The organism is Leyella stercorea (genome assembly GCF_021531355.1).
In the GTDB taxonomy this organism is placed as follows: Bacteria; Bacteroidota; Bacteroidia; order Bacteroidales; family Bacteroidaceae; genus Prevotella.
This window is the reverse complement of the sequence record NZ_JADYTS010000081.1, coordinates 1-12,650: the sequence shown is the minus strand read 5'-3', so window position 1 is coordinate 12,650 and position 12,650 is coordinate 1. Positions and strand designations below refer to the sequence as shown.

Sequence of the window (12,650 nt, the reverse complement as noted above, 5' to 3'; positions counted from 1 at the left end):
CTTTGAGAGGGGCCGGGGGAGATGCTTTTAGGCTTATAATTATAAATATTATGATAAAGACAGAAAACCTTACAAAAATCTTCCGTACTGAGGAAGTGGAGACCGTTGCTCTCAACGGTGTTAGCATTAACGTCGAAGACGGCGAGTTTGTAGCGATAATGGGACCGAGCGGTTGCGGCAAGTCTACTCTGCTCAACATCCTTGGTCTGCTTGACAATCCAAATAGCGGAGAGTACTGGCTCGATGGCGAACCCGTGGGCAAGCTCAAGGAGAGCGAGCGCACCAAGTATCGTCGTGGCAGAATAGGCTTCGTGTTCCAGAGCTTCAACCTTATCGACGAACTTACGGTTGAGGAGAATGTCGACCTGCAATTACGCTATCTCGGAGTGCCTTCCAAAGAGCGTCGTGAGCGCGTAACGGAGATTCTGCGCAAGGTGGGACTCAGCCAGCGTGCCAAGCATTATCCGCAGCAGCTATCGGGCGGTCAGCAGCAACGTGTGGCTATAGCACGTGCCGTGGTGGGCAAGCCTAAGCTGATACTTGCCGACGAGCCTACGGGTAATCTCGACTCGAAGAGCGGACTTGCCGTAATGGAACTCTTAACGCAGCTGAATGCCGAGGGAACAACAATCGTGATGGTTACCCACTCGCAGCACGACGCTATGATGGCTAACAGAATTATCAATCTGTTTGACGGACAGGTTGTAGACAACAACGAGAGAATCATTTAAGTTGAGAAGATATGAAAAGCTTATTATATATGTTCCGTCGCTACCGCCTCGCCACCCTGCTCAATCTCCTGGGCTTGGGTGTAGCCGTAGCCACGTTCTATCTGTTCATGACGCAGGTGATATACAACCGCACCTACAACCACAACATACACAATTACGAGCACATGTATCGTCTGGAGATATATGGCAACTTTGGCGATGTATGGGGAGCTAATGTATGTCGCCCGTTTGTTACAATACTCAAGGATATACCGCAGATTAAGAACGTTACCTATATCAGTCCGTATGTAAACGAGACAGACGTCAAGGTGGGCAACCGCACCATAACTGTTCCTTCGATAAATATGGGCAAACCTGGCATAGAATTCTTTACTGGCAAGCTGCTGTCAGGTTCAAGCAAAACATGTGGAGAAGGATATAATGTTATTGTAAACCGAAGCACAGCCGAGAAGATGTTCGGCACGGCGAACGCAGCAGGCAAGACGTTTGAGGGTGAAAATGGCGATGGAAGCAAAACTACCGTTACCGTGGTAGGTGTGAGCGAGGATATGCCCGACAACTGCACCCTGCCAAACGGCGTGTATATATGCGAGAACGAGAGTGTGATGAATGATTGGAGCGAATGGAGCTTTAATGTCTATATGCTACTTGACGATGGTGCCAACCCCAAGAAGGTGGAGCGTGCCATAAAACTCGCCTTTATGAAAGTCAACGGTGTAAGCGAGAAAGACGAGAAGAGGTTTGACAAGGAGGTCAACATGAAATTCCGCATATCTCCGATGGACGACATATATTTCTCTGGCGTTGGCAAACAAGATAAGGGCAACCGCAATCTGGTGGGGGTTCTTACCGTGGCTTCCGTCTTCGTGCTCTTTATTGCCATGCTCAATCTGCTCAACTTCTCGCTCTCCGAGATTCCTATGCGCATGCGTGGCATCAATACCCGCCGTGTGATGGGAGCGTCTATAGGCAGTCTGCGCCTAAAGATGATAATGGAGAACGTGATGTTCGCCTTTGTCGCGCTACTCATAGGCATCGTCCTCGTCATTGCTTTCCAACGTAGCGAGACTTGCATGAAGCTCGTTTCGGGCGACATCCATTTCTCATCGCACATGGTTCTTGCTGCGGTAATGGCTGTTTCGGCTCTCGTCGTGGGTGCCTTGTCGGCTGTTGTTCCAGCATTCTACAGCACGTCGTTCACGCCTGCTATGGTGTTGAAAGGCTCGTTCGGGCTCTCGCCACGTGGCAGACGTCTGCGCATGGCTATCATGGCTGTACAGTTCTGCCTGGCTTTTGCCTTGACTATATATATAGGTGTGATGTCGAGCCAGTCGAGCTACATCTTCAACAGCGACTACGGATTCAACAAGAACGAAGTGTTCTACACATGGCTGTCGGATGAGGCGAAGGCCAAGAAAGACGCCGTACGTGCCGAACTGAAGAAGTTGCCGTTCGTGGAGAGCGTCGGCTTTGCGCAGAATGCCATCGGCACAAGCGACGGCTATATGGGCTGGGGACGCGGCGATGGCGATCATCACATGGTGCTTCAGGTGTTGCCATGCGACTATGAATATCTGCGCACCATGCAACTGAAGATTGTAGAGGGTCGCGACTTCCGCGAATCGGACATGAAGACGGGTGCCTACGTGCTCAACAAGACAGCTATGGCGCAATACAAATGGCTTGTCGTGGGCGACTCTATTGGTCGTCAGAGCAACTGGGGAAGTCAGTCGAATTATAACATAGTTGGTGTCTGCAACAACTTCAAGCTCAAGTCTATGCGCTGCGACAACAGCAATGTGGCTGTGGCATTCGTCATCTTCGGTCCGGACATGGCAGAATGGGGCGACCGTTGTGGTCAGGTGTTCGTGCGAGTAGCCAAGAATCAGGACAAGATTGAGGCTAAACGGCGCATAGCCGAGGTGCTGAACAGGCTGGACGGTTCGCAGAAGTATGAGATGTGGTTCCTTGACGACGACCTGCAGCAGACCTATGTAGAAGAGTTCCGCTTTATCTCGCAGGTGAAGCTGTTCGCCATCATCTGCATCATAATAACCATAATAGGTGTGTTCTCGCTTACGATGTTCGAGACGGAATACCGTCGCAAGGAGATAGCCATACGCAAGGTGATGGGCTCTTCGATAGGCTCCGTAGTTCGTCTGTTCGCCATGCGCTATGCCCTACCCCTCGTCGTAGCCTTCGTAGTGGCAGCACCTGTAGGTTGGTGGCTCAGCAACAGCTGGCTGCAGAGCTTCGCCGAGCACACGCCAATACATTGGTGGCTCTTCCCTCTGTCGTTCGTCCTCGTCTCAGCTGTCGTCGTCATTACCGTAATAATACAGTCGTGGCGCGTGGCAACAGCCAATCCGGTAGAGAGCATCAAGACCGAATAAAAACAATGAGAGGGTGTGCATTTCTATTTTTGCACACCCTCTATTTGATTATTGGCACGGCTTATACTCTGCCATTATTTTTCTTATTTTCTGTGCACGTTCTGCCGTCATTGCCGGCACGCCATCAAGCTTATATTTCATTCCCATTTTCTCGTACTTATATTCACCGAGTGTGTGGTAGGGCAAGATTTCTATTTTCTCTACGCAGTCATATTTTGTCACGTGTTCGCCCAGTCGTCGCAGCCACTCGTCGTTATCGGTCAGTCCCGGCACCACCACGTGGCGTATCCATGTAGGCTTCTGCCGTTGTTCCAACATATCGAGAAACTCCAGATTGTTGGTTTGCTGCACTCCCGTCAGTCGGGGGTACAGTTCTACGTCCATCGTCTTCACGTCAAGTAGCACGAGGTCGGTATTGTCCAGCACGTCCTTCACCCGTTCGGTTATTATTGCGCCACTCGTGTCGAGTGCCGTGTGCAGCCCTTCGGCATGGCACAGCCGGAAGAACTCTGCCACAAAGTCGGCCTGCATAAGCGGTTCGCCACCCGAAACCGTCACTCCTCCACTCTTAATAAACGACCGATACTTCACCACTTCGTCCAACAGTTGCCTCGGCTCCAACTCATACTGGCACTTGCCATGAGGGTCCCACGTGTCGGGGTTATGGCAGAACTGGCAACGCAACGGACAGCCTTGCATAAAGGCTACAAAACGAACACCAGGACCGTCTACGGTTCCAAAAGACTCAAAGGAATGAATTCGTCCTATCATACTGCATCCTCCCATGGATTTTTACTTTCTTCGTATTCATCCTCGGATTCATCACAAATAAAATTGCCTTCATTTCCTTCACTATTAATTCCGTAACTATGTAACGATCCTGCAAGAAACGGCTCTATAATAATGTCAATTACAATTGATTGTGGTTTTATATATTTTTTTTTCATAATTGATTCGTTTATTCCTCTTCCCCTGTAAACTGTCCTATAAACAAGATAGCGTTAGAATTCTTTTCGTTGATAGTATACACGAAAGGTCTTTTAGCGTGGAACTTTACGTGACGTGGCTGTTCGTGCAGCGCGGTAAGCGCTATTACTCCAGCAGTTACGGCAGCAGCCTTAGTGCCCTCTTCGCTGATCTCAATCTTAGCCTTCTGCAAGATAGCAGAAACGAACACTCCTGCGTCAGCCATACCGCTGAAGTCGGCACTGCCCGTGAACATGGTCTTAGATCCAAGAGCAGAGAGGGGAGCGTTGAGGCTGATACTGGTAGTGGTAGAGAATCGTGGCAACTTCAGGTCGACAATGCACTCGGACATTTGCTGCTGAAGCTTGGCAAACTCGGTAGCCGTGAGCTGCTTCATCATGTCGTTGATAGAAACGCCCTCATTGGGCAGCAGTACGGTCATGGAGTACTGGCCGTTGCCATAAGGCAGTTCGACGGCAGTAAAGCGGTTGTTGTCGGCATAGAAGAACTTACGCTCCTGATGCATCATATCAACCTTCTTGATGTCGCGTGTGTAGCCCTGAAAGTTCTCCAGACGGGTATTCTTCTTAGGGAACTGATGAGTCCACGAACCATTGAAGTAGATGGCGTTGAGCAGTACGGCAACGTCGGAGGGATTGAGACGGTCGATTATGGAAGGAATCATACGGTTGGTCTTGTTGGAGCACCACTGATTGATATGTTTGAGAGCCTTTGGCGACGCGAAGTCGAGGTTCTCGACATTAGCGGCATACTTACTGCTTACGGTGCTGGTATAGGTGCTCTTGAGCTTAAAGCCCTTGTTGAGGGCTATGTAGTTGGCGATGTTGACAGTGGTGAATTTGTCGCCATTGGCAGCCATGCGGAGGATGGCTGCGTAGGTAGCATTGAGTTCAGCCATAGAGAGGTTCTTGTCGCCAGCGATAGTAGACAGCATCTCGTCCTTGGTGGTGCCATCGGCTCCATTGGCAAGCATGCCAATAAGAAACGACACGCTGAGGGGTGAAATGACCTTGGAGTCCATGCCTGCCTGAGTGCGGAAAAGGTTGAGTGCAAACTGGTTGCCACGGTTGACGATGCTCTGCTGAGCGTCGGAGAGTATCAGATATTCGTTGTCCATGTTGTCGAGGGGGTGGGTTGCTTCTGTCTTTGCATTGATATCGCTGTTGATATTCTGCTTGTTTTGTGTGGTGCCACACGAGGCTAACATCATTGCTGACAAGCCCAAAATCATTAAATTCTTCATAAATGCTTTATTGTTGTTATTGTTCATACTTATGTTGCTTTCTGTTAAATAGAATGCAAAGGTGTATGAAATGTTGCATAAGGAATAGGTATTTTAACTTTCATTATGATAATTGCGCAGACTACGGCGGGGACACATTGTCTCCTATTCTTCCATGTTGGCGATGTAGCTGGCTATTTGGGTGAGGAACACGCTGACGGACTCAATGGGTGCATAGAAGAAGCAACGCTGGCAGTTGAGGAAGGTCACAGTGAGCTTGCCACCGCTGTTGAGCGTGAAGATATGGCGGCCGCTGACCGTGGCTGTGTCCTCATCGGCATCGTCTGAAGGGAGGGCGTTAAGCGCCATGTTGTAGGCGGCAGGGATGACACGGCGCACGAAGGGTATCTCGTCTTGCTGGAACCCTAAGGTGTATATGAGAATACTGGCTTCAAGCTCTGCCATGGAAAGGATATTGAGCTGCAGGAGCCACTTCTCAAGCTTGACGTAGTCGATGCGGTCGCCATAGCTGCGCAGGAAGATGCCCATATTGAGTATGTGGGCGTAGGTGACGCCATGGAGGATGAGGCGCTCTGTGGTCTGCACGATGATGTCGAGCATATTGAGTGTCTCAATAGAGGGTTCGGCGGAGTCTGGTTCAGCGGCACGAATCTTTCGTAGTCGGCGGTTGAGGAATCCGTTGCACAGACGCGAGAGTCCGGCATCAGGCACGCAGAGCGTGGGACACTGCGAGCGTGTGTTGTCGCGTGCCGAATTGACTATGGCCTCAACATAGTGGGCTTGCGCCATGCGCTGGAGCACCCCCCACTTGTATGCTGACATCTTTTCGACGGGTTCATACTCGTTGAAGGCTCCGTAGCGGAGTAGACAGAAGAAGTTTCGCTTGATGATGTCCATGTGTCACTAACTATAACGTCTTGGCAGTCGGAATACTATGGTGAACAGCACGCATACAGCCAGGGCGAAGGGGTAATACAGATAAGGTATGATTTGTGCTGGGCTAAGTTTGGAGAGTCCTGAAGCCATGAGCAGCTGTGCACCGTAGGGTATGAGACATTGCATTACGCACGAGCTTGTGTCGAGGATGCTTGCCACCTTGCGGCTGTCGAGTGCAAACTGCTGTGAGATTCTTTTGGCTATGCCTCCGGTTGAGATGATGGCCACGGTATTGTTGGCGGTACAGACATCTATAGTGGCTACAAGCGACGCTATGATGCCTTCTGCTCCACGCTTGCCGTGGATGTGGCGGGTAATTTTGGCGATGATATAATCTATGCCGCCGTTGTGTCGTACCAGTTCGAACATGCCTCCTGCGAGCATGGTTACGATGATGAGTTCACCCATACCCATAATGCCCTCTCCCATTGCATGAAACCAGTCGAACACGCCCATGGCGCCACTGAGCATGCCGATTATGCCTGTGAGCAGGATGCCAATGGTGAGCACGAGCATGACGTTGAGTCCGGCTATGGCTGTAGCAAGTACGGCGATGTAGGGAATTACGCGCATTATATCGACTGGATGAGGTGTGCTGGTAGTATTCATGTGCATCCCCATGAAGGTATAGACGCCGAGGATAATGATGGCGGCTGGGGTCGTGATGAAGAAGTTCACCTTGAACTTGTCGCTCATGCTGCATCCTTGCGAACTTGTGGCGGCAATAGTGGTGTCGGAGATGAACGATAGGTTGTCGCCGAAGAAGGCTCCGCCCACCACAACGGCAGTAAGCAGGGCAGCGGGCGAGCCTGTAGATTGTGCCAATCCGGCTGCTATGGGCACGAGCGCCACGATGGTTCCGACGCTTGTACCTATAGAGAGGGATATGAAGCAGGTGGCAAGAAAGAGTCCCGGCAGAAGCATATTGTCGGGCAACAGCGACAGCATTAAGTCGACCGTTGCATCAACCGAACCCATGGCTTTGGCCGACTGGGCGAAGGCTCCTGCCAGTATGAAAATCCACAGCATGAGCATGATGTTGCTCTTGCTGGCTCCCTTGCTGAAGATGTCCACGCTTTGGCGCAGTCCGTTCTTGTAAGAGATTGCAACTGCGTAGATGCTTGCTATGACAAATGCCACGCTTATGGGCACTTTATAGAAATCCTGGGCTATGATGGACGCAACCAGATAGATGGTCACGAAGACAAACAACGGGCTTAAAGCCAACAATCCTTTACGATTACTCATTTCAATGTGTTAATATGTTTGTATGAGGAAGTGACGGCCCCTTTAGAGCTGTGTGCGACGGTAGAAGTCGACGTTCTCTTTGGTGAGCAGCTCTATAGGCATGTAGTTGACTGGCTGCACCTTCTTGCGCAGCACTATTGCCTTGAAGAGAGAGTCGACACAGCTGAAGCCCTGCTGGTAGCCGTGCTGGGCAATTAGAAACGAGATACTTCCCTGACGCAGACACTCGGCATTCTTTGCCACCATGTCGTAGCCCATGATCTGGATGTCGCGGCGGTTGTTACGCAGGAGGTATTCGCCCATGATGTGGGCCTTTGAATTTAGCGTGATGCAATGGTGAACGTTAGGGTGAGTCTCGAAGAAGTCGCGCAGCATATTGTCGTACTCGGCGCGCGTGCCCTTGAATGGAAGATGAAGCTCAAGAATCTCGATGTTGGGGAAATGGTCGTGCATGTAATGGCGGAAACCCACCTCACGATTGACCTGCTGCTTACTGGTGACGTGACCGTCCTTCATGAGCTTCATAATCATTATCTCCTTCTCGCCCGAGGCGATGAGCATAAGCATCCTGGCAGCAAAATAGCCGCTGCAGAAGGAGTCCTGACCGAAGAACGAAAGTGGCTTCAAATCAGGCATATAGGAGTCGAGCATAACGAAAGGTATCTGGCGCTCGTGGAGCTTGTCGGTAAACACCTTGGTGGTCTCGATGTCGACGGGCACGATGATGACTCCATTTGGATTAGACTCAAGGCATTGGGTGTAGCAATCGACAAACGACTTGTTGTTGAAGCGCTCGTAGAACATGAGCTTGACGTCGATGTGGAAGTCACGGCGCATCTCCATGGCCTTCTTCAGTCCCTGCTCCACTTCCTCCCAATAGGCTTCGGACTCGTGCTGTGGAATGAGCGCGATGAAAACGTATGACTTGTTGTAAGCCAATGCACTTGCATAGACATTGGGCTGGTATTTCATTTCCTTCAAGGCTTGCTCAACCTTTTCTCTTGCTGGCTTTGATACGTTGGGGCGATTGTGCAAAACGCGGTCAACGGTGCCTACCGAAACTCCAGCCCTTTCGGCGATATCCTTAATTCTAATCTTATCCATTATACATTAAAACTGAGATGTAAAAAGTTGGTTGTGTGATAACACAAATTGTTTGTCTGTGCAAAGTTACAAATTTCTTTAAAAAAAATGCAAACGTTTGCGTAAGAAAAGATAATAAGGAGTGAGAAAAAGGGGTAAAAAAGTTGTAGTGTTGAGGTAATGGGATGATGAGACTTCAACATAAAATCATGAAATCCCAACATTCCAACACCTCAACACTACAACATAAATATTACTTAATCATATCTACCGAACGCTTGAGGAACGAGTCGAGGGCTGCGCCCTTCAGCATGCCATTCTGAAGCAAAGCGAGGTCGATTAGCTGATGAACCACCTTGTTGCCCTTGGCGTAGGCAGCTATGATGTCGGCACGCTTTGTGCGCTGCTCCTGGATAGACTGCTCGGTGTTCTTGACATCGTCCTTCTCCTCCTGGGTAATATCTTCGGGCTTCTTGCCGCTCTGGCTCTGATGGAGCACGGCGAGGCGTGCCTCAAGTCCCTTGAGTTCGCTATCGACTGGACTGAGCTGGCTGCCACACTCTTGCTTCTCGCCATCGAGCACGCCCTTGATGAGGGGATGGTCGCTGTTGAGAACGAGGTTGAAGGCGTCGGGCATCTGGGCGTAGAACGCCATGCCTGCCTGATACTTGCTTGCCTCCTTCATACGGCGCATGTACTCGCTCTGTGTGATGAGCACGGGCAGATTGTCGGCTCCAAGAGCCTGCACGTCAACGTAAAATTCGGTATAGTCCATTGTGGGCAGCTGCGAGCGGAATGTCTCGGTAAGGCTGTCCTTGTCGTCCTTGGCGAGTTCGCTCTCCTTGTTATCGTCCTTGACTATGAGACGGTCGACTATATCGGCATCCACACGTGCGAAGCGTGTCTTCTCAAGCTTCTGCTCGAGCATAGAAACCATCGGAGTGTCGAGCTGTCCGTCGAGCAGGAGCACGCTGTAACCCTTGTTCTTGGCTGCTTCTATGTAGCTGTACTTGCCCTCCTTGTCGTTGGCGTAGAGATAGACGAGATTGCCGTCCTTGTCGGTCTGGTTGTCCTTAATGAGGGTCTTGTACTCGTCGTAGGTGAAGTACTTGCCGTCGACATCCTTGAGCAGGGCGAAGTCCTTGGCACGGTCGTAGAAGTCGTCTTGCGAGAGCATGCCATAATTGATGAATATCTTGAGGTCGTCCCACTTCTGCTCGTAGTCCTTGCGGTCGTCCTTGAAGATTGCAGCAAGACGGTCGGCCACCTTCTTGGTGATATACTTCGAAATCTTCTTGACGTTGGCGTCGCTCTGCAGATATGAGCGGCTCACGTTAAGAGGAATGTCGGGCGAGTCGATTACGCCGTGCAGCAGTGTGAGGAATTCGGGCACTATGCCTTCTACCTGGTCGGTTACGAACACCTGGTTGCAGTAGAGCTGAATCTTGTTTCGCTGCAACTCGATGTTCGACTTGATGCGCGGGAAGTAGAGAATGCCGGTGAGATTGAACGGATAGTCGACGTTGAGGTGGATCCAGAAGAGCGGCTCGTCCTGCATAGGATAGAGTGTGCGGTAGAAGCTCTTGTAGTCCTCGTCCTTGAGAGTGCTGGGCGCCTTGGTCCAGAGCGGCTCTACGTCGTTGATGATGTTGTCCTGGTCGGTTTCAACCTGCTTGCCATCCTTCCACTCAGTCTTCTTGCCGAAAGCTACCGGAACCGCCATAAACTTGCAGTACTTGTTGAGCAACTCCTGAATCTTCTGCTTCTCGAGAAACTCCTTGCAGTCGTCGTCGATGTGGAGCACGATATCCGAACCGCGGTCGGCCTTGTCGGCGTCGCTTATTTCAAACTCGGGGCTTCCGTCGCAGCTCCACTTGATGGCCTTTGCGTCGTCCTGATAGCTGCGTGTGATGATGTCGACACGCTTGCTGACCATGAACGATGAGTAGAATCCCAATCCGAAGTGGCCGATGATTGCGTTGGCATTGTCCTTATATTTGTCGAGGAAGTCGGTGACTCCTGAGAATGCTATCTGATTGATGTACTTGTTAATCTCGTCTTCGGTCATACCGATGCCCCGGTCGCTGATGGTGAGTGTTCCCTTCTCTGTATCGAGGGCTACGCGAACGGTGAGGTCGCCAAGCTCGCCCTTGAAGTCGCCACGCTCGGCAAGTGTCTTGAGCTTTTGGGTTGCATCGACAGCGTTGGAAACCATCTCACGAAGGAAGATTTCATGGTCTGAATAAAGAAATTTCTTGATGACAGGGAATATATTCTCTGTAGTTACTCCAATATTACCTTTTTGTGCCATAGTTATTATGTATGTTTTTTTGTTTTGTCAAATAATTAGAAATTTAATGTTTCGCAATCAACTATACAAATATCGTGCCATTACAAAAAAGCGGCAGCGTTTTCGATTTTTGGCAGTTGTGGATTATCGGTTTTCGGCTTATATAAATATAGGTAATTAATATTATAATGTAAAAAACTTGACACTGCAAACTGAATAGTAATAAAAATCATTACCTTTCCTCTATAAAACAAAAAATGAATATCTCCACAAAAGAACGCAATAGTCTTCCTCCTTGTTATAATAGAAGTTTTACGAGCGGAATGGATCTGGTACATACTGTGGACGGTGCTCTATATGGAAGCGGTTGTATTTCACATAGGCAGCGGTGCCATTCAGCTCCATAAACTCGTAATTCTCCTCAGAGCCATAACCAGAGTCTGCCACTTCCGTTGACGCAAAGTGGCCATAACGTTCACGGAACGACTCCATGAAAGGGATGTAGGTAAGGGTGTCTGTAGGGGTCGGAAACAGTGCAAAGTTGGTGATGAACTGGTTTTCGGTTGCAATCTGAAGATTGTACCCGGGTTTTGTCAGGCCATCGTTTATAGCATCCTCCTTCATGTGCATGAAGGTGTCATCTTTATCGGTCTTTGAATAAGAGTTGCGGTCACCGAGATATTCAAGATGCCGGTCATATTCAGCCAGTTTATCGTCACGTTCCTTGAGTTCCTTGGCTAACTTGCGCCTCTTCTTCTTTTCTTCCTTGCACATTTCCACTTGCGGGTCGGACAGCGAGGCATTAAGTTCTGCGGATATTTCGGCAAGTTGTGACGGGGTAAATTCCACCGTTTCGTCTGTCTTGGTATTGTCTTGTGCTATGCAATCGTCAACCTGGGCTAGCAGAGCCTTTACCTTGTCCATCAATCTGGCACGGTTATGCTCGACTGCCTTACGCCAAACAAACGTATACTTATTGGCCTTCGACTCAATCTTCGTACCGTCCACATACTCCACGTCGAGACTTACAAACCCCTTCTCTGCAAGAACGAGCACAAGCTGTGGGAATATGTTATTGATTTCGTCTTTCAAACGGTTGCGGAAACGGTTGATTGTTATGAAGTCCGGCTTTTCATATCCTGCCAGCCAGATGAAATGAATGTCACGCAGGAGCAATTGCTCTATCCTACGACATGAATAGATATTGTTCATATAGACATAGATGATGACTTTGAGCATCATGCGTGGATGGTACGGACACCTGCCCATACAATTATACAATTTGTTGACTGGACTCATGTCAAGATGGTCCACAATGCTGGAAACAATGCGGACGGGGTCGTTTTCTGCAATATTTTCATCGATTCGTTGCGGAAAAAGGACTGTTTGGTTGGTAGTATAAGAACGAAAGTGTAACTTTGCCATAGTTAAAATTTCGGCTCAGTGGAAATTTAGTGGGGATAAGCATAAATCTTTGCAAGTCGATACAGAAAGAACTTTTCATCAACGATACCCCTTAGCGATGCTCTGAAGGCTTTGATTTTCGCATTAAAGGATTCAGCTGCCGCATTAGATGATCTATTTTTATAAAAGTTAAGAATATCATCGTAATGTTCATAGAATGTTGCAGCGATAACATTGAAAGAACGGAAGCCTGCTTCTTCCACTTTATTGTACCATTTAGCCATAGAAAGTCTTGCAGCATCCTTAATAGTATTTTTTGAGAAAATCATTCTCAA

Annotated in this window: 10 protein-coding genes and 1 pseudogene; 2 read left to right on the top strand and 9 right to left on the bottom strand. The window is 49.3% G+C overall.

Annotated features, from left to right (window positions below; all coding sequences use genetic code 11):
- Positions 1–50 precede the first annotated feature (50 nt).
- Both I6E38_RS12790 and I6E38_RS12785 read left to right on the top strand, forming a co-directional pair.
- Positions 51–731, top strand: coding sequence for an ABC transporter ATP-binding protein (locus I6E38_RS12790; RefSeq protein WP_235394358.1), 681 nt, complete (start codon positions 51–53; stop codon positions 729–731).
- 11 nt (positions 732–742) lie between these two features.
- Positions 743–3,124 (top strand): ABC transporter permease, encoded by a 2,382-nt coding sequence (locus tag I6E38_RS12785; RefSeq protein ID WP_235394357.1) that lies wholly within the window; start codon positions 743–745, stop codon positions 3,122–3,124.
- A gap of 48 nt (positions 3,125–3,172) precedes the next feature.
- On the opposite strand, the gene pflA is transcribed toward I6E38_RS12785, so the two are convergent.
- The 9 genes and pseudogenes from pflA to I6E38_RS12740 form a co-directional block, all read right to left on the bottom strand.
- Positions 3,173–3,895, bottom strand: coding sequence for a pyruvate formate-lyase-activating protein (pflA, locus tag I6E38_RS12780; RefSeq protein WP_235394356.1), 723 nt, complete (start codon positions 3,893–3,895; stop codon positions 3,173–3,175).
- A complete protein-coding gene (locus I6E38_RS12775; protein ID WP_235394355.1) occupies positions 3,892–4,071 on the bottom strand; it encodes a hypothetical protein in 180 nt (59 codons plus the stop codon). The genes pflA and I6E38_RS12775 overlap by 4 nt, the downstream gene beginning before the upstream one ends.
- Before the next feature lie 11 nt (positions 4,072–4,082).
- Entirely contained in the window at positions 4,083–5,354 is a 1,272-nt protein-coding gene (locus I6E38_RS12770) for a serpin family protein (RefSeq protein ID WP_235394354.1), read from the bottom strand.
- Between the two features lie 144 nt (positions 5,355–5,498).
- Positions 5,499–6,251 (bottom strand): hypothetical protein, encoded by a 753-nt coding sequence (locus I6E38_RS12765; RefSeq protein WP_235394353.1) that lies wholly within the window; start codon positions 6,249–6,251, stop codon positions 5,499–5,501.
- A gap of 6 nt (positions 6,252–6,257) precedes the next feature.
- Positions 6,258–7,538: a Na+/H+ antiporter NhaC family protein gene (locus tag I6E38_RS12760; RefSeq protein WP_235394352.1), complete on the bottom strand. Its 1,281-nt coding sequence runs from the start codon at positions 7,536–7,538 to the stop codon at positions 6,258–6,260.
- A 42-nt stretch (positions 7,539–7,580) separates the two neighbouring features.
- A complete protein-coding gene (locus I6E38_RS12755) occupies positions 7,581–8,645 on the bottom strand; it encodes a LacI family DNA-binding transcriptional regulator (RefSeq protein WP_235394359.1) in 1,065 nt (354 codons plus the stop codon).
- 229 nt (positions 8,646–8,874) lie between these two features.
- Entirely contained in the window at positions 8,875–10,932 is a 2,058-nt protein-coding gene (gene htpG, locus I6E38_RS12750; RefSeq protein ID WP_235394351.1) for a molecular chaperone HtpG, read from the bottom strand.
- A 294-nt stretch (positions 10,933–11,226) separates the two neighbouring features.
- Positions 11,227–12,336: pseudogene (locus I6E38_RS12745) on the bottom strand (IS1182 family transposase); the annotation flags it as partial.
- Between the two features lie 26 nt (positions 12,337–12,362).
- The coding region (locus I6E38_RS12740; RefSeq protein ID WP_235394350.1) for a transposase at positions 12,363–12,650 on the bottom strand (288 nt) is incomplete at its 5' end.